This is a genomic window from Pedobacter folensis (assembly GCF_056490665.1).
The window spans coordinates 569118-596048 of record NZ_JBWJIF010000001.1; the positions used below are offsets into that span (position 1 = coordinate 569118).

The 26931-nt window shown below is 37.5% G+C and carries 25 protein-coding genes; 24 read left to right on the plus strand and 1 reads right to left on the minus strand.

Annotated features, from left to right (window positions below; translation table 11 throughout):
- The first annotated feature begins 3 nt into the window (after positions 1-3).
- The 23 genes from AC04QZ_RS02195 to AC04QZ_RS02305 all read left to right on the plus strand — a co-directional run bounded on the left by AC04QZ_RS02195 (position 4) and on the right by AC04QZ_RS02305 (position 24774).
- Positions 4-1446 carry a lipopolysaccharide biosynthesis protein gene (locus tag AC04QZ_RS02195; RefSeq protein ID WP_478356387.1) on the plus strand — a complete coding sequence of 481 codons (1443 nt, stop codon included), beginning with the start codon at positions 4-6 and terminating at the stop codon, positions 1444-1446.
- Entirely contained in the window at positions 1443-2600 is a 1158-nt protein-coding gene (locus AC04QZ_RS02200) for a DegT/DnrJ/EryC1/StrS family aminotransferase (RefSeq protein WP_478356388.1), read from the plus strand. The genes AC04QZ_RS02195 and AC04QZ_RS02200 overlap by 4 nt, the downstream gene beginning before the upstream one ends.
- A gap of 15 nt (positions 2601-2615) precedes the next feature.
- The gene (locus AC04QZ_RS02205; protein ID WP_478356389.1) at positions 2616-3485 is read left to right on the plus strand and encodes a glycosyltransferase; all 870 of its coding nucleotides are present in this window, start codon (positions 2616-2618) and stop codon (positions 3483-3485) included.
- Between the two features lie 6 nt (positions 3486-3491).
- The gene (locus AC04QZ_RS02210; RefSeq protein WP_478356390.1) at positions 3492-4586 is read left to right on the plus strand and encodes a glycosyltransferase family 4 protein; all 1095 of its coding nucleotides are present in this window, start codon (positions 3492-3494) and stop codon (positions 4584-4586) included.
- Positions 4583-5800: a hypothetical protein gene (locus AC04QZ_RS02215; protein WP_478356391.1), complete on the plus strand. Its 1218-nt coding sequence runs from the start codon at positions 4583-4585 to the stop codon at positions 5798-5800. Before AC04QZ_RS02210 ends, AC04QZ_RS02215 begins: the two co-directional genes overlap by 4 nt.
- Positions 5801-5819: 19 nt before the next feature.
- On the plus strand, positions 5820-7094 hold the full coding sequence (locus AC04QZ_RS02220) for a DegT/DnrJ/EryC1/StrS family aminotransferase (RefSeq protein WP_478356392.1): 1275 nt from the start codon (positions 5820-5822) through the stop codon (positions 7092-7094).
- The gene (locus AC04QZ_RS02225) at positions 7091-7693 is read left to right on the plus strand and encodes a sugar transferase (protein WP_478356393.1); all 603 of its coding nucleotides are present in this window, start codon (positions 7091-7093) and stop codon (positions 7691-7693) included. The genes AC04QZ_RS02220 and AC04QZ_RS02225 overlap by 4 nt, the downstream gene beginning before the upstream one ends.
- A gap of 6 nt (positions 7694-7699) precedes the next feature.
- Positions 7700-8800, plus strand: a complete 1101-nt coding sequence (locus AC04QZ_RS02230) for a glycosyltransferase (protein WP_478356394.1) — start codon at positions 7700-7702, stop codon at positions 8798-8800.
- A 20-nt stretch (positions 8801-8820) separates the two neighbouring features.
- The gene (gene asnB, locus AC04QZ_RS02235) at positions 8821-10662 is read left to right on the plus strand and encodes an asparagine synthase (glutamine-hydrolyzing) (RefSeq protein ID WP_478356395.1); all 1842 of its coding nucleotides are present in this window, start codon (positions 8821-8823) and stop codon (positions 10660-10662) included.
- A gap of 4 nt (positions 10663-10666) precedes the next feature.
- On the plus strand, positions 10667-11557 hold the full coding sequence (locus AC04QZ_RS02240; protein ID WP_478356396.1) for a glucosamine inositolphosphorylceramide transferase family protein: 891 nt from the start codon (positions 10667-10669) through the stop codon (positions 11555-11557).
- A 13-nt stretch (positions 11558-11570) separates the two neighbouring features.
- A complete protein-coding gene (locus AC04QZ_RS02245; protein WP_478356397.1) occupies positions 11571-12653 on the plus strand; it encodes a glycosyltransferase in 1083 nt (360 codons plus the stop codon).
- A 117-nt stretch (positions 12654-12770) separates the two neighbouring features.
- Positions 12771-13862 (plus strand): NAD-dependent epimerase, encoded by a 1092-nt coding sequence (locus AC04QZ_RS02250; protein ID WP_478356398.1) that lies wholly within the window; start codon positions 12771-12773, stop codon positions 13860-13862.
- A gap of 212 nt (positions 13863-14074) precedes the next feature.
- Positions 14075-15478: a pectate lyase family protein gene (locus AC04QZ_RS02255; protein ID WP_478356399.1), complete on the plus strand. Its 1404-nt coding sequence runs from the start codon at positions 14075-14077 to the stop codon at positions 15476-15478.
- 78 nt (positions 15479-15556) lie between these two features.
- On the plus strand, positions 15557-16711 hold the full coding sequence (locus AC04QZ_RS02260) for a glycosyltransferase family 4 protein (protein WP_478356400.1): 1155 nt from the start codon (positions 15557-15559) through the stop codon (positions 16709-16711).
- 57 nt (positions 16712-16768) lie between these two features.
- Entirely contained in the window at positions 16769-17572 is an 804-nt protein-coding gene (locus AC04QZ_RS02265; protein WP_086546025.1) for a phytanoyl-CoA dioxygenase family protein, read from the plus strand.
- 11 nt (positions 17573-17583) lie between these two features.
- Positions 17584-18555 carry a hypothetical protein gene (locus AC04QZ_RS02270; RefSeq protein ID WP_478356401.1) on the plus strand — a complete coding sequence of 324 codons (972 nt, stop codon included), beginning with the start codon at positions 17584-17586 and terminating at the stop codon, positions 18553-18555.
- On the plus strand, positions 18552-19046 hold the full coding sequence (locus tag AC04QZ_RS02275; protein WP_478356402.1) for a GNAT family N-acetyltransferase: 495 nt from the start codon (positions 18552-18554) through the stop codon (positions 19044-19046). The genes AC04QZ_RS02270 and AC04QZ_RS02275 overlap by 4 nt, the downstream gene beginning before the upstream one ends.
- 39 nt (positions 19047-19085) lie before the next feature.
- The gene (locus AC04QZ_RS02280) at positions 19086-20123 is read left to right on the plus strand and encodes a GNAT family N-acetyltransferase (protein ID WP_478356403.1); all 1038 of its coding nucleotides are present in this window, start codon (positions 19086-19088) and stop codon (positions 20121-20123) included.
- 31 nt (positions 20124-20154) lie between these two features.
- Positions 20155-21213, plus strand: a complete 1059-nt coding sequence (locus tag AC04QZ_RS02285; RefSeq protein ID WP_478356404.1) for a GNAT family N-acetyltransferase — start codon at positions 20155-20157, stop codon at positions 21211-21213.
- A 30-nt stretch (positions 21214-21243) separates the two neighbouring features.
- Positions 21244-23172, plus strand: coding sequence for a polysaccharide biosynthesis protein (locus AC04QZ_RS02290; RefSeq protein WP_478356405.1), 1929 nt, complete (start codon positions 21244-21246; stop codon positions 23170-23172).
- A gap of 134 nt (positions 23173-23306) precedes the next feature.
- Complete coding sequence (locus AC04QZ_RS02295) at positions 23307-23723, plus strand: helix-turn-helix domain-containing protein (protein ID WP_086546030.1); 417 nt, start codon at positions 23307-23309, stop codon at positions 23721-23723.
- Positions 23724-23876: 153 nt separating this feature from the next.
- A complete protein-coding gene (locus AC04QZ_RS02300) occupies positions 23877-24434 on the plus strand; it encodes a hypothetical protein (protein WP_478356406.1) in 558 nt (185 codons plus the stop codon).
- Between the two features lie 40 nt (positions 24435-24474).
- Positions 24475-24774, plus strand: coding sequence for a hypothetical protein (locus AC04QZ_RS02305; protein ID WP_086546032.1), 300 nt, complete (start codon positions 24475-24477; stop codon positions 24772-24774).
- 129 nt (positions 24775-24903) lie between these two features.
- Here AC04QZ_RS02305 and AC04QZ_RS02310 read toward each other — a convergent pair whose 3' ends face one another.
- A complete protein-coding gene (locus tag AC04QZ_RS02310; protein ID WP_478356407.1) occupies positions 24904-25917 on the minus strand; it encodes a zinc-binding alcohol dehydrogenase family protein in 1014 nt (337 codons plus the stop codon).
- A gap of 122 nt (positions 25918-26039) precedes the next feature.
- Between AC04QZ_RS02310 and AC04QZ_RS02315 the strand changes: the two genes are divergently transcribed.
- Positions 26040-26879 (plus strand): AraC family transcriptional regulator, encoded by an 840-nt coding sequence (locus tag AC04QZ_RS02315; protein WP_478356408.1) that lies wholly within the window; start codon positions 26040-26042, stop codon positions 26877-26879.
- Positions 26880-26931 lie beyond the last annotated feature (52 nt).

Sequence of the window (26931 nt, forward strand, 5' to 3'; positions counted from 1 at the left end):
ATCATGAATTTAACATATAAAGCGCGATCGGGCATTATATGGTCGATCGGACAGCAGTTTAGTGTTAAATTCATAAACCTGTTCGTTACCATCATATTGGCCCGCCTGTTAAGCCCTGCAGAATTTGGCTTAATCGCAATGCTCTCTATTTTTATCGCTGTTGGCAATTCATTAATGGATAGCGGTTTAACATCATCGCTAATCCGCACAAGAACGGCAGGACAAAAAGATTTTTCTACTATATTTTTTTTTAACCTGTTTGGAAGCATCATTGTTTATGGTGTTTTGTTCTTTACAGCACCTTTAATCGCTGATTTCTACAGACAACCCTTACTGACCAATATTGTTAGGGTCTACGGATTAACCTTTTTAATCAATGCCTTTTTCAGCATTCAGAGTACTTTATTAACGAAGGAAATGAAATTTAAACTGCAAACGGTAATTCAGATACCAGCAGTAATATTGGGCGGTTGTTTAGGCATTTACCTGGCGAAAAAAGGTTACGGAACCTGGAGTTTGGTTTGGATGAGTTTACTGAGTGCAAGTGTTTCTACAGCATTACACTGGTTTTACTCCGATTGGCGGCCACGACTGATTTTTAATAAAAGAAGCTTCAGAAAGCATTTTCATTTTGGATACAAGATGACGCTTTCCGGTCTGCTGGATACCATTTATCAAAATTTATACACCGTTATTATAGGTCGCTTTTACGCTGCAGCTCAATTGGGCTTTTATGCCAGGGCAGATAGTTTAAGTCAGTTGCCCATTGGAATTATTTCTACAGCAATTAGTAAAGTAACCTATCCGATGTTTTCGAACATCAGCAATGACGATGTAAAACTTAAAATGGTTTACCGAAGGTTAATGCAGCAGGTATTATTCTGGAATGCACCAAGCCTGATTTTTTTGGCACTTATTGCCCAACCTTTAATTTCCTTACTGTTAACCGATAAATGGCTGCCTTCAGTACCCTATTTTCAGATTTTATGTATTGCGGGTATTCTATATCCTGTTCATGCATACAACCTGAACATTTTAAAAGTTAAGGGACATAGCGGACAGTTTTTAAGATTAGAAATTATAAAAAAGGTGCTGAGTGTAATCGGAATTATTTGTGTAATTCCATTTGGCATTATGGGCTTGTTATATTTTCAACTCTTCTTTACCGTTTTTGCCTATTATATCAATTCAACGTATAGTGGCAAATTAATCAATTATCCACTTAAAGAACAACTTCAGGATATTGCACCTATTTTAATGTTATCTAGCTTATTAGGTGTAGCATGTTATTGCCTCGATACCTGGTGTTTATCGCATTACCATATTAACAATATTCTTCGCATTGCTGGCATAAGTATTATTTATGGCAGTTTTTACCTCGGCATCAGTAGCAGCATTAAAATGGCTGCACTCGTTGATTTTAAACAATTAATCCTCAAACAATGATACCTGTAACTAAACCCTTTTTGCCAAAACAGGCAGAATTTAAAAGCTATGTAAGTAGCATTTGGGCCAGACAGTGGCTCACCAATAATGGTCCTTTAGTAAATGAGCTGGAGTTAAAGTTACAGCAATACTTAGGCCTGCCGCATTTGTTATATGTAACCAATGGCACTATTGCATTACAGCTGGCTATTCAGGCTTTAGAAGTTAAAGGTGAAATTATTACCGCACCATTTTCTTTTGTAGCCACCACCAGTAGTATTGTTTGGCAAGGCTGTAAGCCAGTTTTTGTGGATATAGATGAAGATACCCTCAATATAGATCCCAATAAAATTGAAGCGGCCATTACGCCAAATACCTCAGCAATTTTAGCTACACATGTTTTTGGAAATCCTTGCGATGTCGAAGCGATAGATCGCATTGCAAAAAAACACGGACTAAAAGTAATTTACGATGCTGCTCATTGTTTTGGGACAAAATATAAAGGTAAATCTATTTTCGCTTATGGCGATGTAAGCACAACAAGCTTCCATGCTACAAAACTCTTTCACACCATTGAAGGTGGGGCTGTTTTTACTCAAAATCCAGAGATTTTAAAGCGAATGGCGCTGATGCGGAATTTCGGTTATAGCGGGGTAGATACTTTTTCAGAGATCGGTACCAACGCTAAAAACTCCGAATTTCATGCCGCTATGGGCCTTTGCAATTTAAAACATATCGATCAGATTTTAAGTAAACGCAAAGAACTATCACAACATTACGAAATGCGCCTGAATAAAATAGAAGCGCAGTTTCAAGTTATCCAGGCTGATACAGATTTTAATTACGCTTACTATCCTGTAATATTCCGGTCGGAAGAAGTTATGCTCGATTGCATGAAAGAATTAGAACTGGTTCAGGTGTATTGCAGGCGATATTTTTATCCGTCTTTATCGGCTTTACCCTATATCGATAAGGTAAATATGCCTATTTGTGATTCTATTTCTAAACGTATTATGTGTTTACCACTCTACCATACCTTAACCAGTGCTGATCAGGATTTAGTGGTCAGGATTATTTTAAGAACTCAGAATTACCGCAAAAAACAAGTGCTTAAACTCGCTGATTATGGCAAGCTGGTTAATGGCAGCATAGGCATGGTAGTTAATGGCAACTAAATGACAGCTTCAATTATGAAACAAGATGATACAGATGTAATGGTTAGCATTTTTTGCATCACTTATAACCACAGTAAATTTATTGCAAAAGCCCTGGATGGATTTCTGATGCAGCAATGCAATTTTAATACTGAAATTATTATTGGCGATGATTGTTCTACTGATGGAACCACTGAGATTATTGACGAATATGTTGCCAAGTATCCTGGCAAAATTAAGCGCTTAAAAGCACCTAAAAATATCGGGGCCACGAAAAATGTTATTCGCGTAGCCTTAGAAACCAAAGGAAAATATGTGGCCACCTGCGATGGAGACGATTATTGGACAGACCCCTACAAGCTGCAAAAACAGGTTGATTTTTTAGAAAACAACCCTGATTATGTAATGTGCTGCCATTATACCCGCGAAATTAATTTTGATGATACGGAGCTGATTTACATGGATTTTAGCCCCGTTCCTTTACAGTATAGCTTTAACGACCTGATTGTTAATAAACAGGCTGAAACCTGTACCGCAACCATTGTTTATCGCAATATAGACGCCATTAGAAATCTGTATAAAAACGACTGGCTGTTAAAATGTTATGCCTGCGATAAGATCTTGAAACTTTACTGCACCTGGGTAACAGGTAAAAAAGTATACGTTATGCCAGAAGTAATGAGCTGTTACAGGCGTCATCCCGGCGGTATCTGGAGTCCCATATCGTATGTTCCATTAAAAAAAATGCAACTGAGCGATTTCTACATCATTATTAAAATCTTCACCTATACCGGTTTGCAAAAAGCTAAACTTTTGTACTTCTACTTTAGAAGATATTTCTTCTTTGAAGTGAAATATAAAAACTTCAGAAACGCTTTCCAGACCATTAAAACGATAGTAAACTAATTCGAAATGGCTACTAAATTATGCTTCGTAATCAACAGTTTAGAAGGTGGTGGTGCTGAGCGGGTAATTAGCAATCTGGCTAATCACTTCAGCGATAAAAATTGCAGCGTCACCATGATTTGTCTCAATACAGCAGAAGTTAGGTATGAAATAAATAAAAAAGTTAAAATCGTAAACCTGGTGGAGCGAAAAGGTCGTCATAATCTTTTCAACAGACTTAAATATGCTTACCTGACTTTTTACCGGTTACTCGCGGTATTAAAGAAAGAAAAACCAGTTTGTACCATTTGTTTTATGACATCTGCAAACATTTGGGCAGGTTTATGTTGTGTGATTTTAGGCTTACCCTACCTGGTTTCGGAAAGAACAGCGCCGGTTTACACCTTAGATCAATACAATAGATTGTTGCAGTGGATGGTGTTTCATATTTATAGAAAATCAAAAGCCATTGTTTTGCCCGCATTTGAGATGTTTAAAGGATTTAAAAGAATTAAACAGTTCGAAACACTGTATAATTTTAAAACGATACACAATCCAATCCATCACTTTTCTCATGCGAATACAGGCCCTGTTAACAGTAAACGATTTATCCTCTCTGTTGGGAGGTTATGTTATGAAAAAGGTTTCGACAACCTTATTGAAGCCTATAGCAAACTGGAATTGACTGATGTTGATCTTCTAATCTCCGGAGAAGGACCGGATAGAGCAAGTCTTGAAAAACAGATCGCCGATTTAAACTTAAAAGACAAAGTCAAGCTGATTGGTTTTAAATCCAACCTGCAGGATTATTATGCACAGGCTGAAGTTTTCGTGCTTTCATCCAGGAGTGAAGGTTATCCTAATGTACTGGTAGAAGCTATGGGCATGGGCTGTGCCTGTGTAGCCATGGACTGTGAGTTTGGTCCTTCAGAAATTATCAAACACGGAATTAACGGACTTCTGGTTGACAAAGAAGATATAGTTGGACTTTCATTGTCTATCGATAAAATACTTAATAACAGTAATTTAAGAAGTGAATTTTCAGAAAAAGCAAAATCGATCAACGAAACAAATTCTATTGAACGCATTTCTGCCAACTGGGAGCAACTCATCATGTCATGACAAAAAAAATAATGTTTCTCTTTTTGTTGTTTGCCTACGTTTACGCAACAACATTCAATATCTTCATGACAGGGGTTTTCAGAATTCCGGCACCAATGGTTTTCCTGGCACCGTTAATCTATTTCTACCGGACAGAAGAAACAGGCTTTCTATATGGCAAAGAGTTATTTATTTTCTTTATTGCTGCACTGTTTTTTTATCTCATAGGTCAGGAAGATGTTACCGGTTTTTTTGCACTATTAATTGTTGCGGCCTGTTTTGCCTTGTTATTCAACTATGTTATCGGCACTAATTTAAAGCGAATGAACATCGCTGTCGGGTTTTTCTTCGGCTTGTTGCTGCTTTCAGGAATCATCATGTTTATCGATCACCAGATCAACATGGCACCTATACGCTCGCTTTTGGTGCAGGAAGATGTATTGCAGGCACCAGCTGGCATATCGACCACTATTTTTACATTCGGCTACCAGATGGCTGCTTTAACACCATTTCTGGTTATCAATGCTATACTATTTAAAAGAAGCTGGCTAATTAACCTTCTCTTATTTGGATTATCGCTCTCTCTTATTTTCTTCGGTATGCAAAGATCGGTTCTGGTGGCTTTTGCAGTAGTAACCGGATTATTTTTCCTGAGCTATTATAAAGCCAAATCAATTTTAATATTCGGCGTGTTTTGCGCCATATTTTTTATTGCGCAAAGCTCGATTGAACAATTTTCTGAAGGTAAAAAACAACAGAATATTTTAAATAAAAGCGCTGAAAATGCTAAGGGTAAAGAAGAACGTGGTGATTTGATGGGAGAGAACATCCAGATTATAACCGAGTATCCTTTTGGCTTACTGTTTTATGGAAAAACCTGGAATGATGTGGTACAGCACAACTTTGTTTATAAAAAAGGACCCATCGTAATTACCTCTCATAATGCTTATTTAATGTTTATTACTTATTTAGGCCCTTTGCTGGGCTTTATTTTACTCGTGTTATTATATCGAAAAGTAGGAAAGATTATTTTTTATGCTTTTCTCCATATCAAAGATAAGAAGAACGCACTGCTGGTCTGTTTAAGTTGCTCTTTTCTGGCCATTTCCATCAATTCCTTTTTTCATAACGAATGGCTCCTGGCTACAAGCGGCCCTACCTTGTTCCTCTACTTTGCCATTTTACAACTTTCCAAAATCAAAATGGAAGATCCCATTCTGGTTGAATACAATTGACACAATTAAATTGACGAATATGAATATCCCATTCTCTCCACCCTTTATCGATCAAGCCGTGGTTGATCAGGTATTAGAAACACTTAACGACAATTGGATCACAACAGGACCAAAAGTAAAAGCCCTTGAATGTGAAATTAAAGCGATTACTGGAACTGATGAGGTGATCTGTGTAAACTCTTGGACATCGGGCGCTATTTTAATGTTAAAGTGGTTTGGTGTTAAAGCCGGCGACGAAGTAATTGTGCCAGCATATACCTATAGTGCCACGGCATTAGCTGTGCTTCATTGTGGTGCAACTCCGGTTATGGTTGATGTGCTTGATGATTTTAATATTGATCCTGAAAAGGTTCAGGCAGCAATTACTTCTAAAACCAAAGCTATAATTGCAGTAGATATTGCCGGCTGGCCATGTAATTATACTGCTCTAAAAGAATTGATTAATCATGTTGACATTAAGAAAAAATTTAAATGTCAGTCAGATAAACAATCCTTGCTTAAAAGGATATTACTGATTTCGGATGCTGCACATTCAATAGGGAGTTTGTATTATGATCAACCAGCTGCACAGATGTGCGATGTAACGATATTTTCTTTTCATGCCGTTAAAAATATAACAACAGCCGAAGGAGGTGCAATCTGTTTAAATCTTCCGGCTGCATTTGATCCTCAGGAAGAATACAGCTACTTAAAAATGTACACGCTTAATGGTCAGAACAAAGACGCGCTTTCTAAATCAAGAGGTGCTGGCTGGCGGTACGATATCCTGTTTCAGGGACTAAAGATCAATATGCCTGATATCTGCGCTGCAATTGGTTTAGCACAGATCAGGAAATATAATCAAGAACTATTGCCGCAACGAAAAAAAATCGCTCAGCAATATTGTGAGGGTTTTCAGCAAGAAGATTGGTTTATTGCGCCACCTTTAGTGAGTACGCAACGCGAATCCTGTTATCATCTTTTTCCCTTGAGGGTTAAAGGTTTAACCGAGAAACAGCGGGATCAGATCATTGATGACCTGGCATCCTTGGGTATTGCGAGCAATGTTCATTTTATCCCGATGCCAATGCTTACGCTCTTTAAAAACCTGGGTTATAAAATTGAAGATTATCCAATGGCCTATCAGAATTATGCCTGTGAGATTTCTCTCCCCATTTATCCGCAATTAACAGTTACACAGGTAGAATTTATCGTCACTTCGGTAATCAGTTGTGTGCATATTCAATTAAATAGCCATTTAGAAATTGATGAAGGTGGCTTTTCAGGACATAAACAAATGGCAGTAGCATCATGAAAATAAATAAGAAAAGAATATTCGATGTGGTTTTTGCAATCCTGTGTTTAGTGTTGTTCAGTCCGCTTTTAATCTTGATTGCTATCCTAATCAAGCTCGACTCGAAAGGCCCTGTTATTTTTAAACAGATTAGGGTGGGACGGAACATGAAAGATTTTCATTTGGCAAAATTTCGAACCATGTATGTAACACAGAGTAACAATAGCCTACTCACCATCGGGAACAGAGATAACCGCATTACAAGAATAGGCTTCTGGTTACGGAAATACAAGTTAGATGAATTGCCCCAGCTATTGAATGTTTTAAAAGGGCAGATGAGTTTTGTTGGGCCAAGACCAGAAGTTAGAAAATACGTAAACCTTTATAATGACGAACAACGTTATGTTTTATCGGTTAAGCCTGGTATTACTGATTGGGCCTCAGTGGAGTTTTGTAATGAAAACGAACTTCTTAAACATGCCGAAGATCCCGAAACTTATTACATCGAAAGGATTATTCCCGCAAAAATAAAACAGAACATGAGGTATATCAACCATAATGATATCCTAACCGATTTCAAAATTATTTGGTTAACGATTAACAGAATTGTCATCAACTAAAATAACATGTACGCTCCTCAAATAACTATAAAAGAAGAAGTTAATCTTAAAAAGAAGGTTTTCTTTGTACTTAGCTCATTAACTTCAGGAGGCTCAGAACGGGTGTTCTGGAACCTGGCTCAGGGATTTAATAAAGATAAGTTTGATGTGACCATTGTGATTTTAGATTCAACCGTGAATTGTTTCTCCATGGATTTGGCTGGCGTCCGTTTTATCGACCTGAAAACCAAAAAAGCATCAAAATCTTTTTTCGCGCTTTATAACTTGTTAAAAAAGGAAGCGCCTTATGCTGTTTTTTCCACTACCGATCACATTAATATTTTGGTCTCGCTGGTGGGGCGGTTTTTAAAAATTCCGATGCTTATTGCAAGGGCTTCCAATATTCCACACGAACAAAGATTGTTTGAAGGATTTAAATCGAGGTTTTACGAACTTTTTGCCAGCGCAAGTTACCGGGGTTACAAACAGATCGTTTGCCAGTCGGAAGAAATGAAACAATCGTTGATCGATACTTATAATGTCAATCATGAACTGATCAGGGTAATTGCCAATCCGGTATTGAAAACCAATAAGTTAAAGAAAGATAAAACACCTGATAAAATTTACCGGTTATTGGTTGTCGCCCGTTTTGCACTGGAAAAAGGCTTGGAAAGGCTGGTTGATATTATGGCACATTTGCCTGAAAATTATCACCTCGATTTTGTGGGCACGGGCGTACTGAAAGAACAGATAAATACCAAAATTAAAAACCTAGGACTCGATCACAGGCTTAAAATTTTAGGAGAAATTAAAAACATCCACGAAGTAATGGTTCAGCACGATTTAATGGTGCTGAGTTCTTACACCGAAGGTTTCCCGAATGTGGTTTTAGAAGCACTTACGGTAGGTTTACCGGTTGTAACCTTTAAAGTGAGCGGAATCCCCGGATTAATTATCGACGGTTTTAACGGTTTTGTTTTGGAGCAGGGTGATTTAGCAGGCTTTAGGCGCCGAATTATCCAGGCCTGCACCCAAGGCCAATGGAACCCGGCAGAAATCAGAAGAAATGTATATCAGAAATGTGCGCTCGATAAAATCAGTGCCCAATACGAAGAATTAATCAGTTAATCATCTAAAATATTATCGCTATGTGTGGAATATACGGCACAACCATACCTTACTCAGACGGAATTGTCCGCGAGAAAATGGCAAGAATCAGTTTTCGGGGTCCGGATTATACCGGCGTTCAACGTTACGATCAGATTATTTTTGCGCACAATAGATTGGCCATTATCGATCTCGATGCCCGTTCTAATCAACCCTTTTCGTATATGCACCTCCATATTGTTTTTAACGGAGAAATATACAATTACAAAGACATTAGAAGGGAGCTGGAACGGAAAAACTACCAGTTTAACACCAGTTCTGATACCGAAGTAATATGCGCGGCTTATCTGGAATATGGTGCCGGTTGCTTAACCCGTTTTAACGGGATGTTTGCTTTTGTAATTTATGATACCCGTAAAAATGAACTGTTTGGTGCAAGGGACCGCTTTGGCAAAAAACCTTTTTATTATGCACACGATCATTCATCGTTCGAATTTGCAAGTCAACCCTCACAAATCAATATAGATAGGAGCCTTAGTGTTAATGAGGAAGCCATTAATCAATATTTAATTTGGGGTTATGTGCCAGAGCCACAGTCTATTTATGCCGAGGTGAAACAGTTACCTGCAGCCCACTATTTTAAATACGATCTTAAATCCCATAAGCTTAAAATTACCGAATACTGGACTTTAGATTATGGCTGGAAGAATAAGTTTGAGGGCAGTTACGAAGAAGCTAAAGAAGCTTTGGCACTTATTTTAGCCGATGCGGTTAAAATCAGGATGAATGCCGATGTACCATTGGGCGTATTTTTGTCAGGTGGTATTGATTCTTCGTTAATTGCAGCTTTAGCCACAAAAGAAATCGACCATGTTAAAACGTTCTCCATAAAATTTAATGAGAAAGGTTTTGATGAAAGTGCTTATGCCAGTCAGGTAGCTAAACATTTGGGTACCGATCATTATACTATTGAGTGTAATTACAATGATGGTATTGAGTTGATTGAAAACTTTAACCGTTTTTATGATGAGCCCTTTGCCGATTCGAGCGCAATACCAACCATGTTACTCAGTAAAAATACCAGGAAACACGTAACTGTTGCATTGAGTGGTGATGCGGGCGACGAAGCTTTTTTAGGTTATCACCGTTACAAATGGATTAAACAGGTGAACAGTTTATTTTACGCGCCACATGGTGTTAGAAAAGCATTGGCAGGCTTAATTAACCAATCGCCAAGTTACCGCCATAAATTGATTGCCATGGGCATTTCTATGGAAGACGTAGAAAAATTATATGTCAAGATGTTTGGTAATATGGAAAACTCCTGGGTAAAACAACCCGATTTGGCGAAGTATAACCCATTGATGCATATTTTAACCAATCCATCTAAACCTTTGTTAGAACGCATTTCTGATTTTGATATCAAAACCTATTTAAATGGCGATATCAATACAAAGGTCGATCGCGCATCGATGGCCTTTTCGCTGGAATCGCGCTCGCCTTTAATGGATTATCGGGTAATGGAATTTTCGAGAAGCCTGCCCACAGCGTTTAAATATACCAACGGAAACCAAAAACGGATATTAAAAGATTTATTGTTCGATCACGTTCCGGCGCATATGTTCGACCGGCCAAAGGCTGGTTTTACCATGCCATTTCAGCATTGGTTCAGAAATGAGTTAAAAGATTATGTGATGGACAATTTATCTGCCGATAATCTGAAAAACATTCCAGGCATTCATTTGAAAAGAACACAGGAAATTATTAATGAGCATATGACCGGAAAGTGGAACAGGTATCCACAGATCTGGAAATTGCTGGTGCTCTCTCAATGGTTAATTAAAAATAAATCAACATCACATAAAGTTTCATTAGTAGCCTAACAGGATGAATGCAACAGTTAACCTCTTTAATAAAATATTCACCGCCGATAAATGGAACATTGGTTTCGTTTATCAAACACCTGAAGAGCTGATCAGTACAAAAAAACTTGGTGCGGCCATAAACTGGTTGCAGGAAGATAATATCGATTATGCAGCTGATCCTTTTGTGGTGAATGTAAATAATGCACCAAGAATTTATTACGAAGAACTGGATTTTTGGAAGGGGAAAGGCGAGATCATGATGATGGATGGATTCGACTTCAAAAATAAGAAGAAAGTGCAGGGCATTAAACCAGAAGCAATCCATTTATCTTATCCATATCTTATTGAAGAAAATGGCGGTTTGTACTGCATTCCGGAAACATCAGAAGCAAAAGAAATATCACTTTATCAGGTAGATCAGGAGTATCCAAGCCAATTAACCAAAATAAAAGTGCTGGTGAGCGGAAAGGCTTTTGTAGACAGTTCAATTATTTATCATCAAAATAAATACTGGCTTTTTACCAGTGTGTCCGGAGATCATGATCACCTCTACATTTACCATTCAAAAACTTTAGATGGTCAGTATACCGGGCATTATCAAAACCCGGTTCCTGTAGAAAAAGAATTTTGCAGGGCTGCAGGAAGTTTATTTAAAGTGGGCCAATCGCTGTATCGGCCAACACAAAACCCCATTAACCGTTATGGTGGTTCAATTATCATTAACGAAATTGAAACACTCAGCGAAAAAGAATTTAAAACCACCAATAAATTCGAAATATTACCCGATAAACCGTACAGCAGAGGACTCCATAACATCAGTTTCGCTAACAATATTATTGTAATAGATGGCAAGCGGAAAGTATTAAGCCTGATGATGCCATTCAAAAAAATAGTTCGAAATTTTAAACGATAAATCACCATTCGAAATGAGCATAACCAACAAAAGAATGATTTTCATTTCGTTAACCGATGCCCCCAATGGCGCTGAAAATGTGCTGCTGATGATGGCGACTGCTGTTAATGGCGAAATATACTTTTTAAAAAAACATGCTTTTACCGGACTTAAAATTTCTGAAGGCATTTATAAAAGATACCTGTCTAGGAAAACAATTTTCTGGGGTTTTGTAAAACTGATACCGCTACTCCGGAAATATAAAAAGGAAGATGTGGTCATGAGTACACACCCGTATCTAAATGCTTTTTTGGGCTTTTTGAAACGCATAGGTTACCTCAGATCTAAATTAATTGTACGCGAATGCACCTCTGTTTTTACCCGTTTCAGCGGAATTAAAAAACGCATTTATCAGATCATTTACCATTTGGGTTATCCGGCTGTAGATTTAGTGGTTTGCCAAACCGCCTTAATGAAATCACAGCTGTTTGATCATAACCGGTTTTTATCGGAGCAAAATATATTGGTTCAACCTAATCCCATTGATTTTAATAAGATCATTGCTAAATCCGCTCAGCCTTTAATTAATGGCGATGCCAAACTCGATTTTATCTGCTCCGCAGGAAGGTTAATCCCTGAAAAAGGATTTCCGGTTCTGATTAAAGCTTTTAAACTGCTTCAGCAGGAGCATCCAAAACTAAAATTGCTCGTGCTGGGAGAGGGAAAAGAAAGAGCATTATTGAGCAGTATGATTCAGGAGAACAATTTAAGCGATTCTGTTTTCTTAAAGGGACAGATAGATAACCCGGCTCCATATTTTAAACAGGCAAAACTTTGTGTGGTATCCTCGATAAAGGAGGGTTTCCCGAATGTACTGTTAGAAATGATGTCGGTAAACAACGCAGTAGTATCTACACTTTGCGCAGGTGGTATTAGCGAAATTCCGGCTATTGCCACAGTTGAAGTCAACAATGTAGAAGCCCTTGCCGAGGCGATGCGCAAAAAATTAAAGCAAAACCAGCATCAGGCTTCTGAAACTGCGATGCAATATTTATATAACCGCAGACCAGAAATATTTGCCCAATCTATTTTAAGCGCTTTACAGCGCCAAAACTAAGCCTAAAATATAAACAAACTTTTACCGCATAACTAATGGGATGCTTTGCTGTATCCTAAAAACAAACAAGCAAGCCTTTTCGGGGGGATTTTTAACTGTTTCTCAAACTTAAATTTTATGAAAATTTTAATTACCGGTACAGCCGGATTTATTGGTTTCCATTTAGCAAAACGCTTATTGGAAAGAGGAGATGTTGTTGTTGGCATTGATAACATCAACGATTACTACGATGTAAACCTAAAACACGCCCGTTTGGCTCAAACTGGTATTAACCATGCCGATTTGGTTTATGGTGTTCCTCAGGTAAGTGATAAATATGATAATTATACTTTCATTAAGTTGGATATCTGTGATAAAGAAAGTTTAGAAAATTGTTTCAAAACTTACCAGTTCGATGCGGTTTGCAATTTGGCTGCGCAGGCAGGGGTGCGATACAGCTTAACTAATCCAGATGCTTACATAGAAGCCAACATTAAAGGCTTTTTAAATATCCTGGAGTGCAGCCGTCATTTTAAAGTTGGCCATTTATTGTACGCCAGCTCCTCGAGTGTTTATGGATTAAATAAAAAAATGCCATTTTCTGCACACGATAATGTAGATCATCCGGTTTCATTATATGCTGCTTCGAAAAAAAGTAACGAATTAATGGCACATGCTTATAGCCATTTATTTAATTTACCAACTACTGGTTTACGTTTCTTTACAGTTTATGGTCCTTGGGGCCGCCCAGATATGGCTTTGTTCTTATTTACAAAAGCAATTTTAGAAGGCAAACCTATTGAAGTTTTTAATAACGGAGAAATGAAAAGAGATTTTACCTATGTAGATGATATTATTGAAGGTATTGTTAGGGTATTTGATCAGCCGGCACAGGCCAATCCAAACTGGAATAACCAAAATCCTGATCCTGCTACATCTGCAGCACCTTTTGCCGTGTTTAATATTGGCAGAGGCGCACCAGTAAATCTGTTGGATTTTGTAGAAGAAATTGAAAAAGAAACAGGATTAACGGCACAAAAAATATTTATGCCCATGCAAGATGGTGATGTAGCAGAAACATCAGCAGATATAGATGATTTAAAAAACCTGTTAAATTATGAACCTGCTGTTTCTGTGCAAAAAGGTGTAAAGAATTTTGTGAACTGGTTTACAACATTTTACCACCCAAATTTACAGTTGGTTTCTAAAACAGCTGATATTACCATTTAGTTTGTCATCACTGTGTAAACTAGTTGTATTATAAGTTTTATTTACCTGAATTATTAAACTGTCATTTTACTATCTGTAAGCAATTGGTTTACAGTATAAATAATACCGAATATTAAGCCTATTATTTAATTATCAGCGTTTTAACTGCATTTTATTAAATGTACTCATTTATCGCATATAGCGTTAAGTTGTAAATTTAAAAAAAATAAAAAATGCAGAGAACGACAAAATTGTTTAAAAAAGTGAGTTTAATTGGTTTAATGTTAACGACGATTATTTTCTTTAGTAATTGTAAAAAAAGTGTAAAGGCTGATGATGCATTGGCCGACAGTACAGAATTGTTTTCAGGCGATTCAACATCAGTATTAGCCGCCACCAGTGGCAGTACTGGTAAATTAAGCCTTTCAGGAGTAAAATCTGAGGGAGGTTATGCTTATAAAATTTCACAATCAATTTCAGGCGGTGACAATTCTACTTCAAAAGAGCAATCGATTTTAAGGTTATTTGAAAACGGAGTAGAAATTGGTCCTGCCCATAGTTTACACGATGATATCAGGAATTTAGGAAAAGGCAGGTTTAGCCATTGGGGTAGCACAGTAATATTTTCAGCATCTGACAATACCGATCCAAGAACTAATGGCCGTTCATATACTTATTTAATGGGCGGTACAAGTGCTGCTTTACCACCGGCAGAAACGGTAACTCCTCCTCCAACAAATACAACTATTAATGCAGCCTTAGTAGGTTATGCTTTGGTAAATGGTAAAACAACAGGTGGCCAGGGTGGTGTTGAAACTACGGTAACCACGCTTGATCAGTTAAAAGCTGCCGTTGGTGATAACGTTACACGTACTATTTATGTGAGCGGTACCATTAAAGGTGCTGGTAAGGATATCGTATATGTAAAATCAAACAAATCTATTATTGGCAGATCTGGCGCTGTTATCGAAGGTGTGAATTTATTCATTTACACAGTAAGTAACATCATCATCCAGAACATTACCTTTAAAAACTACGTAGAACAGGCAGCCGTGCAAATTAAAGATGCTGCTCACCACGTTTGGGTAGACCATTGCGATTTCTCTACAGACCGTAGCCATGGCTGGGAATATTGGGGTAAAGATATTTGCATTACCAGAGAATCTGATTATGTAACGGTTTCCTGGAGCAAATTTCACGATACCAATTTATCGGTGCTAATTAGTGGCGGTATTGAAGGTCACGAAGCTGATAAAGGTAAATTACACGTAACGATGCACCATAACATGTGGTACAACATTACAGAGAGAGAGCCATCAATGAACTATGGTAGTGTGCACATGTTTAACAACTATCACCTTAACAACTCTGGTTACTCTATCGGTACAAGAGCAGGTGGTATCGTAAGAACAGATAATGAGTATTTCTCAAATTGTGTTAAACCATTAACTACAAAAGTGGCAAGTGATCCGGAAGGATATTTTAGCGGTATTACCACCAATATTTACGATAAATGTGGTGCAAACAATATAACGACGGCAGTTTCTACCTGGGTTCCAGAGTATGATTACAAATCATTCCTTAACGATGCAGCAAGTGTGCCTGCTATCGTTACGGCAAATGCTGGTGCCAGATAGGTAAACCAAAACCTTCATATTTTTTCTGCAATAAGCCACCTGGATAGGTGGCTTTGCAGTTTAAATTAAAATTTTGACATGATGAATATAACTAGGAAAAAGATTTTTATCGTCTGCGACTCTTCCAGATCTCTGCTCGATTTCAGAGGGAAGCTGATCGAAAAGATGCAACAACATAACCAGGTTTATGTGTTTACACCAAAAATTGAACAAGAATCGGTTCGGAGTAAACTGAAAGCACTAAATGTAATTACCTACGAAAGTAAATTAGATGGTAGCAACGTTTCTATCTTATCCGATTTAAGGTTTATCTTTTCGCTGTATAAACTCATCAAACAAATTAAACCTGACATTTTTTTTCCTTATACCTTTAAACCCGTTATTTATGGTTCTTTCCTGGCTAAAATATGTAAGGTTAAATTAATCGCCCCCATGCTTACCGGATTAGGGTATAACTTTACCGACAACGCCTCCAGTAATAAACTCATTGTTAAAATAACGAGGCTATTATTAAAGCTGAGCCTGAAACCTAATCCGCATTTAAATATTATTTTTCAGAACAAAGACGATTCTCAACGTTTAGTTGATCTGAAAATCCTGAATAAAAAACACCAGGTTTATGTGGTCAACGGATCAGGAGTAGACCTAAGCCACTATCACTATTCCAAACCCAGTACTTCGCCCATAACTTTTTTAATGGTGTCGAGACTGATCAATGCAAAAGGCATTAAAGAATATTATGACGCAGCTAAACAGCTCAAACAGCGGTTTCCACAAGCCGTTTTTAAACTAATTGGACCATATGGTCCTAACATCGATGCTATAGCGCCCGATTTATATCAAAAAATTGCTGATGGCGATACCATTCAATATATGGGGCAGGTTGATGATGTGCGGCCAGATATAGAACGCTCTTCGGTCATGGTGCTTCCTTCTTATTACGGGGAAGGCGTTCCACGATGTGTACTCGAAGGAATGGCTATTGGAAGGGCAGTAATTACCTGCGACTCTGTAGGCTGCCGGGAAACCATTAATAACGATCCTGAGCAGGCCAATGGATTTCTTATTCCGGTAAAAGATGCGGGTGCGCTGGCCAATAAAATGGAATATTTTATTAATAACAGCGATGATATTATTGCTTTTGGAAACAAAGGACATGAATTTGCAAAAACAAAATTTGATGTGAATATCGTAAATGCAGAACTCTTTAAGATTATGCATTTACAGGCTTAACCACCCTTTGCACATCAAGAACTAACCAAATAAATAAATTAAACTAAACCTAAAATTGTGAACAATACATTTATTTACAAACGAGCCACTTTAGCCGACTTTAGGGAAGCTATAGAGGAGTATGGATGGGTTGTATATGAAAAGGCAATCAATCAGAAATTAATTTCAGAAATAACCACAGGTTTCGAAACTTCATACCTTTTAAGAAGGGAAATACAGGTTTTAAATGGAATTGATGAAAATATGGAAGGAACATTACATCATTTGCTGGAGAAAGATAATTTCGCTATCGAGCTTTTGAGTAAGTTGTACTGCCACAGGGAAATCCGCGATTTCTTGGGCGGAAACTATATCCTTAATGGAATAAACGGCGTAATTAACACCAAAAAGACCAAATCTTACATCCAGAATATCCATCGCGATGTACGTACATTTTCCGCTGAATCTAAATTTATGATCCAGATGATTATCGTGCTCGATGATTTTACCATATTTAATGGCGCCACGCATTTTTTGTCGGGCTCTCATAAACTGGATATCAAACCAGAAGAAAAACATTTTAAAGCTTTTGCTAAACAAGCCATTGCCAAAAAAGGAAGCATTATCTTATTCGATTCCAATATCTGGCATGCAGGTGGTATCAATTTCACCCGAAAACAGCGTAGGGCCTTAACCTTAGGTTTCACCAAACCTTACATTAAGCAACAATTCGATTATCCCAGATTTTTAGGATATGAATTCGGCGAAAAAATAGATAACGATTTAAGACAGATTATCGGTTATAATGCAAGGGTGCCGGCCAGTTTACAGGAATATTACAGGCCTGTGGAAAACAGGATGTATAAAGCGGATCAAGGCTAACAGATAAAACGATGGAAACAGGAACGCACTCAGCCAAAACCATTGGTGGCTATATACCGCTCGAATTATCAAAAGGAGAGCTTTATTATCCTGATTTAATTGCACTCAATACAGGCAGAAATGCACTGGAGTATGTGTTAAGGATAAGAAAATATACCACCATATATCTTCCATACTATACCTGCGAGGTTTTGTTAGAACCGCTCAGAAAACTAAATGTACATTATCACTTTTATCATATAGATGAGGATTTAGACCCAATTATAGATTTTGAAATAGGCGAACGTTGTTGCCTGCTTTACACCAATTACTTTGGCCTTAAAACAGAAACCGTTAAAAAATTAGCCAAAGAAATCAGGAATCTGATTGTCGATAATGCACAGGCATTTTTTTGTAAACCCATCAATAATTGCGACACATTCTATTCCTGCCGGAAATTTTTCGGTGTACCCGATGGTGCTTATCTTAATATCTCTACCACATTGGGTTTAAATTTAAAACAGGATCAATCAACAGATCGGTTCTCGCACCTGATTAAAAGTATCGATATCAATATTGAAGCAGGTTATACCGATTACATAGAAAACAATAAACAGCTGTGCAATAACGAAATCAAAAAGATGTCGGTATTAACAGAAAGCATTCTTTCAGGTATAAACTACGATGAGTGCGCCAATATCAGAAGAACAAACTTTGCTTACCTGGACGAACAATTGGGACAGGAAAATCTTTTGAGGTTAAACTTTTCGGCAGAAGATGTGCCAATGGTTTACCCACTTTTGGTGGAAGATCCATCTGTTAAACAACAGCTCATCAATCAAAAAATATTTGTGGCCACCTATTGGCCTAATGTTTACGAATGGGCGCATGCAGATAGTTATGAATACTTTCTGACTAAACATCTTGTTTCATTACCAATCGACCACCGCTATAACATAGCCGATATGAAAGTAATTGTTAAAGCTTTAAAACCGCTCATATGAATACTCAAATTTATTTAAGGCCATTAGAATTAAAGGATGCTGATGTGTCTTACAAGTGGAGAAACGATCCTGAAGTATGGTCGTATACTAAATTTGTGTTAAAAGATCCCATTACAGCCGAAATGGAAAAACAATGGCTGTTAAATAAACTCAATCTGGCTAATGAAAAACGTTTTGCCATCTGCGTAAAAAACACGAATGAATATATTGGCAATATTCAGCTGCTTGATATCGACAACGAAAGTGCAGAATTTCACCTCTTTATTGGGGAAAAGAAATACTGGGGAAAGGGGATAGGTTATAACGCCTCTTTAATGTTGTTAAAATATGCTTTTTATAACCTTAATCTGAAACACATCTTTTTAGAAGTACATTCAGATAACCTTGCTGCTTATTCCATTTATAAAAAAGTAGGCTTTCAACGCGTTTCGCAACAAGAGGATTTTATTAAAATGGTAATTAACTCTTCTGTTTTACTTGCTGCAAATTGACCTGTTTACTTTAAATCTACCCTAATTTAATAGCTCAAAATGAGAAAAATAATTACAATTGATGATAAACAAGAATGGTCTGCATATGTAAAGCGCGCTTTGCATTACGATTTTTATCACACCTGGTATTACCATTCACTAGATAAAAGTGGTTTACCCATGTTGTTTGTATATGAGGAAGGCGAAAATTACATTGCCTTTCCGCTTTTGAAGCGAAATATCCCCGGTTCCGACTTTTTCGATTTTACATCGGTTTATGGATATACAGGACCCATTTCAAACATGGATTTCAATGCATTGGATGATGCTTTTATGGAAAATTTTAAAAGTACATTCATTGCGTTTTTAGAAACCGGTCAAAATGTAACTGTGTTTTCCCGATTACATCCCTTTTTTAACCAGGAAAGGTTAATGGAGAAGTTTTCAGGCGTACATGCCAATGGAAAAACAGTAGCCATTGATTTAACCACAACCATTGAGAGCCAGCGGGCCGGTTACCGGAAAAGCGTAAAAGAAAAAATCAGGCGATTGCGAAAGCGCGATTATGAAGTCAGGATTTCTACTGATATTAATGATGCCAGTATATTTTCTGAAATATATACCGAAAACATGATTCGCATAGGTGCTAAAGACCATTATCTTTTTAATAATGCCTATTTCGTTGCGCTACTTTCTTCTGATGAATTTGATAGCAAACTTTTTTTGGTGTATAAAGATGGAATAGCTATATCAGGCGCCATTGTCGTTTGCACAAAAGAAATTATGCAGGTACATCTTTTGGCCACCAGGACCACCTACCTGTTCGAATCGCCAGCCAAATTATTAACTGATGAAATTACGGTAATTGGCAGGCAACTGGGGTATAAATATTTTAACCTCGGCGGTGGTGTTAATTTTAAAGAAGATAATCTTTTCGGCTGGAAAATGGGTTTCTCTAATTTATGCTTCGAATTTAATAGCTGGCGATACATTGCCAATGACGAATTATACCATACACTTTTAAACGAAAGATCACTCGATCCCTTTTCAAATATTGATTTTTTTCCACTCTACCGTAGTCCTGTAATTGCTTCATAATTAATTGTTATTTCTTTTTTAAAAAATGGATATGCTGATTGAAAATAATGCTACAGGCACTACTTTGCAATTAACTTTAAAACAAAAGGATGATTGGGTAAAGTACATTAGTCTGGCTGCCGATTATGATTTTTATCATACCTGGCATTACCATGCTATGGCAACCAATGGGACGCCTATTTTATTTGTGTATTGCGAAGGCCTTAATTTTATCGCTATACCTTTATTATCACGCGCAATACAGGATACCCCATATTACGATTTGCATTGCGTTTATGGTTATTCGGGCCCGGTTTCAAACCTGAAATTCACCGATATGAGCGACAGCTTGAAAAAGAATTTTCTAAATGCTTTTTCGGCCTTTTTACAAAAGGGGAGTTATGTTTCTGTTTTTTGCAGGCTTCATCCTTTTTTCGATCAGAATATACTGTTGCAAGAGGCCGATGGCATCTATGAAAATGGCAAAACGATTGCCATTAACTTACAGCAAAGTATAGAAGAACAACGGAAACAGTACAGGCAAACCACAAGAGATAGCATCAAAAAGTGTAGAAGGTTTGGTTATGTTGCTGTGGAAACCACTTCGCAGGAAGATATTGCTGCTTTTGCGAAGCTCTATCAATCGAATATGAACCGCATCAGTGCAACAGATTTCTATCTTTTTACTGAAGAATATTTTACAAAGCTGGTGCGGTCAACAGAATTCGATTGTAAGCTCATCCTGGTTTATTCAAATGATGATATTGTTTGTGGCAGTATCATAATGTGCACCAAAGGCATTATTCAGGGCCACCTGATTGCCACTAATGCAAATTACCTTAGAAATTCTCCAGCTAAATTTTTGGTTGATGAGATTAGTGAATTAGGCCGCAAATGGAACATGAAATACTATCATTTAGGAGGCGGACTTGGTTTTAAAGAAGATTCGCTTTTTGAATGGAAGCAGGGTTTTTCAAATATACTTTTAAACTATTACAGCTGGCGTTTTATTGCCAATAAACCTATTTACAATCAGTTAGTAGAAAAATCGGGCAACCAAATACATGAGGATGCAGATTTTTTCCCCCTTTATAGAATGCTACCACAATAAATTGTACACAATATTTAATGATTCTCAATTATGAAAAAGTTCTTTTTCCCAGATACAGCACACTCCAGGTGGTTAATTTTATTGATCGATCAGATGATCGTTGTTTGGACATTGTTCATATCCATCGTATTAACCAATACCTTAAGTTATACTGAAGTTTTTAACGCGGGCAATGCGGTTTATGTAGCGCTTTATTGTTTTATCGCAGCAGGTGTTTTCATTTCTTTAAGAATACACACCGGTATTATACGTTACTCCAATACCGAAGATATGCTGAGGGTTTTTCTTGCTGTTTTTGTAACCAGCTTACTCTTTGTCAGCGTAAACAAGATACTTTCGCAACGTTTTCAATTGCTTTGGCATCAGATGGATAAAGCGTTAATATTGAACTTTTTCATCTCCTCGTCGTTGCTTATTCTCATGCGTATTTTGGTAAAAGGGGTATTTTTCTTTTTTAAAGAACTCAAATCAGAAACCAAGGAGAATATTCTGATCTACGGATCGGAAAAAAAAGCAATCCTCATCAAAAAAGCAATAGAACAGAATGAAGATTCTAATCTCAGCATTGTTGGCTTTATTGATGATAACAGAGACCGCGTTGATAAATACCTCGAACAGAAAAAGGTATATCATTCTTGCTCAGTTGAACTGTTAAAAGAAAAACACAATATCAAAAAAATACTTTTTGCCGAAGATGCACTAAACACTTTAAACAAAAAGAAGATCATTGATATCTGTGTTAACGAAGGTATTAAGGTAATTATGGTGCCACCCTCAGATAAATGGCTGTACGGTAAGTTAGATTCGCACCAGTTACGCGATCTGAAAATTGAAGATTTATTGGAACGTGAACCTATTAAACTTAATAAAAAGAATATCCTGAAAGATTTAAGTGGTAAATGTATTTTAGTTACAGGTGCTGCGGGCTCCATCGGATCGGAGATTGTCAGGCAGGCCTTACAGTACAATCCCAAATCGGTAATTCTGTGCGACCAGGCGGAAACACCGCTTCACGATTTAAAACTCGAACTGGAAGATAATTTCCAGGCGGCGAACGTGAAGATATTTATGGCCAATGTGCAGAATGTGAACCGGATCAGGACACTATTCGAACTCTATAAACCTGAAATTGTTTTCCATGCTGCGGCTTACAAACATGTGCCCATGATGGAAAATAACCCCGCTGAAGCCATTTTAACAAATGTACTGGGGACTAAAAATATGGCCGATATCTCAATGGAGTTTGGCGTAGAAAAGTTTGTCATGATTTCTACCGATAAAGCCGTTAAGCCAACCAATGTAATGGGTGCATCTAAACGTTTGGCCGAAATTTATATTCAGTCGCTAAATAGCCCTGAGATTATTTCGACAGGTGAAATTACTACACAAGCTTCGCGTACCCGTTTTGTAACCACCCGTTTTGGAAATGTTTTGGGTTCAAATGGCTCTGTTATCCCAAGATTTAAAAGCCAGATTGAAAAAAGAGGCCCCATTACCGTCACCGATCCTGAAATAACCCGTTACTTTATGACTATTCCGGAAGCCGTACAATTGGTGATGGAAGCCGGTGCAATGGGAAAAGGAGGAGAAATATATCTTTTCGATATGGGCAAACCGGTTAAGATTGTTGACCTGGCTGTAAATATGATCAAATTAGCGGGTTTAACCCCTTATGTGGATGTCGATATCGTTTTCACTGGTTTGAGGCCGGGAGAGAAGCTGTATGAAGAACTCTTGCTCATGGAAGAAGAGATTATCCCTACACATCATCCAAAAATTAAAATATCACAAAAAGTAGCCTACAATTATTTGTACGTTAATCAGATTATTAAAGACCTGATTGTATTGAACAACGATGGCAATGATTTGAATATGGTGAAGAAAATGAAAGAAATTATACCCGATTATATCAGTAATAACTCAAGGTTTGAAGAGTTAGATCTGTTGGTTGCCAATTAATTACCGTAAAAATACCCTAATACAATTATTTTACTTTTGTTCCCGAAATAATTGTTAAATTGCATTAAATAGTAGAAGTCGTCCCAGATTGTTGATCGAATTTAAATGTTTTATTTTAAATTAAATTAACTGCTATGAGTTTAAATGTAGGCCAGGTTCTCGAGCGTGTTGTACGCAGAGACAGAATGGGGATAAGTGAGTTATCCCGGAAATTAAATGTAAGTAGAAGAACTATTTACAATTGGTTTGATCAGAAAAGTCTAAATCCCGAAATTATCTGGAAAGTAGGTACCGTAATTGGTCACGATTTTTCTGTTGAGTTACCCGAAACTTTTTCTAAAAACAGTCACTATATTCATGAAGCTTTTGATGCACATACCGAGGATCAAACCAAAGGTGATGCGAATTCGGTATACTTCTGGATGAATAAATACATCAAGTTACTTGAAAAATACAACGAAATATTAAGCCATAACAATATAGAAAAGAGTGTTTCTGAAACCGTTGCACATCATACTATGCCAAGAAATAACAACAGGTCTATTTCTTAAGCCATTGCTGGTATTTTAATTTATTTTAAACCAATATCTTCTTAGGGTTTACCATTCCGGTGAACGCTCCCTTTTTTTATAGTATCTCTCTAAATAATTCGCCATAAGCACAATTTATGGTGATGGATTTCTATTCACTAATTTTTTGAAATCATGAAAATAATTAACGCATTAACTCTACTGTTACCATTGTTTGTTTTTCAAGGCGCCAAAGCACAATCGCAGGTGTATGGTGGTACAGGCATTCGGTATTCAGTTGGTATCGAAACAGGTTTAGCGACTGGTTACTTAGCTAAAAAGTACGAAGCCCCGCTTGGTGTATCCGTTCAGGCCGAATTTCCCATTACCGAAAGCATTTTATATGCCTCGGTAAATACAGGGTTCAACAACATTTTTGTATCGGGCAATTACTCCCGTTTGGTTGACGACTTACAGCTTGTACCAGTTAAAGCAGGTTTAAAATATTTCTACAGAAGTAATCTTTACCTGCAGTCGGAAATCGGTTTTTCCTTTCTTTTAAACAAAACAAACTGTGTTGAGGGGAAAAAAGCCGCATTTGTATACGCACCGCAGGCGGGAATGATCTTTTATCTGCACAACAATAATTACATCGATGCCGGATTACGCTATGAAAGCAATGGCAAATTCTATCACTGCGATCATACAAACAACTTTGTAGGCTTCAGAATCGCCTGGGGCTTTAGTTTATAAAACGGGTATTCCTTAGTAGTCATCTTTAATAGCTTCATAAATGAAAGCAAGTATACAATACAATACGATGAACGGATTGTGGATCCTTTTTATTGATTGTAAATATGAGGATTCTCCGAAATACATCAGGATGATTACGAAAATTATAATCAAAATGTTATCTGGAACGATCATTCCCGGTAATCGCCGGAGGGTTAGATCGGGCAGGCACTACCTCATCCATGAGCATGTTGTAGAATTACATACTGACGAATGGTTTCCATTGGTACTGGCAAGCGAGCGAAAAGAACTTCTGGAAGGAATTAAATCCATTTTTATGGATATGAGCGGGAAAAAATAAGTCGCTCAATCAGCTAATCAGCCAAAAATTACGGGAAGGTTGCTCCGAAAGGAGTGGCCTTTTCTTGTTTTGTGACTGTTGCAAATGGTAATACGGCAAGAGCAGATCAGCCGTATTACCATTAACTACTTAGTATTCGATTACTACCTTACCAATCGTTTTTCCGCTTTCTAATAAGCGGTGTGCTTCTTTGAGGTTTTCAGCTGTGAAGCCTTTCAGCGTGGTATTTAAAGTGGTTTTAAGCATACCATCATCAAAAAGTCCGGCAAGTTTATTTAAAATATGATGCTGTTCTTCCATGTCGTCGGTTTGGTACATCGAGCGGGTGTACATGAATTCCCACGAAAAGGTAACACTTTTATTTTTTAACTTATTCAACGCAATTGGAGTGGCTGAACCCGTAATCGAAACGATATGGCCTTGCGGTTTGATCAGTTCTGCAATGGCATCCCAATAAACATTTAAATCAACAAAATCGAGTATAAAATCTACTTCCTGGTAACCTGCTGCACGTATTTCTTCCACCAGGTTTTTATGGTCTACCACCAAATCGGCTCCCATAGCCAGGCACCATGCTTTGGTTTCGGCACGCGAAGCGGTAGTAATTACCTTTAGCCCGCTTATTTTTTTTGCAAGCTGTATTGCAACTGAACCTACACCACCGGCACCTCCAATAATGAGTATGGTTTTTCCCTTATCTTTTTGATCATTAATGCGGATACGGTCGTATAACGATTCCCATGCTGTAAGTGCAGTTAAGGGCATAGCGGCGGCTTCGGCATTGCTAAATGTGTTCGGCTTTAAGCCTACAATCCGTTCATCAATCAATTGATATTCGGCATTACTACCACTGCGGGTAAGATCGCCAGCGTAATAAACGGCATCACCCGGTTTAAAAAAGGTAACCGACTCTCCAACAGCTTCTACTATTCCGGAAGCATCCCATCCAATCACCTTCGGACTTTCCAAAACTGTATCTTTAGCACTATTCTGGCGTATCTTATAATCAACCGGATTTACACTGATTGCATTTATCTTCACCAGGATATCTCGTCCGCCTGGTTGCGGAACAGCTGTTTCAAATTCGATAAAACTTTCTTGCTCTGTAATGGGTAATGAGGTTTTAAATCCTATAGCTTTCATAGTTTTTTTATATGGATATACAATTTTTATGATTCTTACAAGGCAAATATAAACTGATATTATGTTATTATTCAGTATAAATTTGCTTTTAATTGGTAAATTTGCGCTACGCTTAACACATCATGAATAGAGAAACTTTACACGAACCTTTTGAAATTGTTTATAAGAAGTTAGACGAATGCCCAAAAGAAGGTCATAAACATTTGTTTTTCGAATTGGTATACATTTTATCGGGTACTGGAAAACAATGTATCAATAATAATAAATTTGATTATTATGCTGGCCATATGTTTCTGATTACGCCGGAAGATTGCCATTCGTTTGAGATAGAAAGCACTACCGAATTTTTCTTTCTGCGTTTTGGAAATGTTTATATCCGTTCGAAAGAATTCCGTACCGATGATGTGCAGCGGATGGAATATATTCTGCAGAATGCCAGTCATCAGCCTGGTTGTATTCTTAAAAACTTTTCAGACAAACCGTTTATCCGGTCGCTTATTGATGCGATGATGGCCGAGTATGTAAACCGCGACCTGTATAACAAGGAGTTGATTGCAAAAATGGTAGATACGATGATTGTGATGGTCGCACGGAATATTGCCAAATACCTGCCTGCTGCCATTAAGGAAGATGCCGAGGAGAAAACCCTGGCCTTATTAAACTATATTCAGGCAAATATTTATCATCCTGAGAAGCTAAGGGCTGAAAAACTAAGCAGCCAGTTTGGTATTTCTGAGCATTACTTTGGTAAATATTTCAAGAAACATACCCACGAAACCCTGCAGCAATATATTGCCAATTTAAGGATTAAACTTATCGAAGCACGTTTGCGTTTCAGTAATATGCGCATCAACGAAATTGCCTATGAGCTGGGCTTTACAGATGAAAGTCATTTGAACAAATTTTTCAAATCGCAAAGGGGATTAAGCCTTAAAGCGTTCAGGAATTCGCTTGCGGCTTAAATACAACTGCCAGTTGCTAAAAAGCCACAATAAGTAGCGGAATTACAACTAT

Excerpts from the sequence above, each read along its gene's own strand:
- AC04QZ_RS02260 (WP_478356400.1), top strand. The coding sequence starts at position 15,557 with ATGATGAATATAACTAGGAAAAAGATTTTTATCGTCTGCGACTCTTCC.
- AC04QZ_RS02310 (WP_478356407.1), bottom strand. The coding sequence starts at position 25,917 with ATGAAAGCTATAGGATTTAAAACCTCATTACCCATTACAGAGCAAGAA.
- AC04QZ_RS02270 (WP_478356401.1), top strand. The coding sequence starts at position 17,584 with ATGGAAACAGGAACGCACTCAGCCAAAACCATTGGTGGCTATATACCG.
- AC04QZ_RS02285 (WP_478356404.1), top strand. The coding sequence starts at position 20,155 with ATGCTGATTGAAAATAATGCTACAGGCACTACTTTGCAATTAACTTTA.
- AC04QZ_RS02305 (WP_086546032.1), top strand. The coding sequence starts at position 24,475 with ATGAAAGCAAGTATACAATACAATACGATGAACGGATTGTGGATCCTT.
- AC04QZ_RS02220 (WP_478356392.1), top strand. The coding sequence starts at position 5,820 with ATGAATATCCCATTCTCTCCACCCTTTATCGATCAAGCCGTGGTTGAT.
- AC04QZ_RS02230 (WP_478356394.1), top strand. The coding sequence starts at position 7,700 with ATGTACGCTCCTCAAATAACTATAAAAGAAGAAGTTAATCTTAAAAAG.
- AC04QZ_RS02255 (WP_478356399.1), top strand. The coding sequence starts at position 14,075 with ATGCAGAGAACGACAAAATTGTTTAAAAAAGTGAGTTTAATTGGTTTA.
- AC04QZ_RS02210 (WP_478356390.1), top strand. The coding sequence starts at position 3,492 with ATGGCTACTAAATTATGCTTCGTAATCAACAGTTTAGAAGGTGGTGGT.
- AC04QZ_RS02250 (WP_478356398.1), top strand. The coding sequence starts at position 12,771 with ATGAAAATTTTAATTACCGGTACAGCCGGATTTATTGGTTTCCATTTA.
- AC04QZ_RS02195 (WP_478356387.1), top strand. The coding sequence starts at position 4 with ATGAATTTAACATATAAAGCGCGATCGGGCATTATATGGTCGATCGGA.
- AC04QZ_RS02295 (WP_086546030.1), top strand. The coding sequence starts at position 23,307 with ATGAGTTTAAATGTAGGCCAGGTTCTCGAGCGTGTTGTACGCAGAGAC.
- AC04QZ_RS02240 (WP_478356396.1), top strand. The coding sequence starts at position 10,667 with ATGAATGCAACAGTTAACCTCTTTAATAAAATATTCACCGCCGATAAA.
- AC04QZ_RS02315 (WP_478356408.1), top strand. The coding sequence starts at position 26,040 with ATGAATAGAGAAACTTTACACGAACCTTTTGAAATTGTTTATAAGAAG.
- AC04QZ_RS02245 (WP_478356397.1), top strand. The coding sequence starts at position 11,571 with ATGAGCATAACCAACAAAAGAATGATTTTCATTTCGTTAACCGATGCC.
- AC04QZ_RS02215 (WP_478356391.1), top strand. The coding sequence starts at position 4,583 with ATGACAAAAAAAATAATGTTTCTCTTTTTGTTGTTTGCCTACGTTTAC.
- AC04QZ_RS02290 (WP_478356405.1), top strand. The coding sequence starts at position 21,244 with ATGAAAAAGTTCTTTTTCCCAGATACAGCACACTCCAGGTGGTTAATT.
- AC04QZ_RS02275 (WP_478356402.1), top strand. The coding sequence starts at position 18,552 with ATGAATACTCAAATTTATTTAAGGCCATTAGAATTAAAGGATGCTGAT.
- asnB (WP_478356395.1), top strand. The coding sequence starts at position 8,821 with ATGTGTGGAATATACGGCACAACCATACCTTACTCAGACGGAATTGTC.
- AC04QZ_RS02280 (WP_478356403.1), top strand. The coding sequence starts at position 19,086 with ATGAGAAAAATAATTACAATTGATGATAAACAAGAATGGTCTGCATAT.
- AC04QZ_RS02205 (WP_478356389.1), top strand. The coding sequence starts at position 2,616 with ATGAAACAAGATGATACAGATGTAATGGTTAGCATTTTTTGCATCACT.
- AC04QZ_RS02300 (WP_478356406.1), top strand. The coding sequence starts at position 23,877 with ATGAAAATAATTAACGCATTAACTCTACTGTTACCATTGTTTGTTTTT.
- AC04QZ_RS02200 (WP_478356388.1), top strand. The coding sequence starts at position 1,443 with ATGATACCTGTAACTAAACCCTTTTTGCCAAAACAGGCAGAATTTAAA.
- AC04QZ_RS02225 (WP_478356393.1), top strand. The coding sequence starts at position 7,091 with ATGAAAATAAATAAGAAAAGAATATTCGATGTGGTTTTTGCAATCCTG.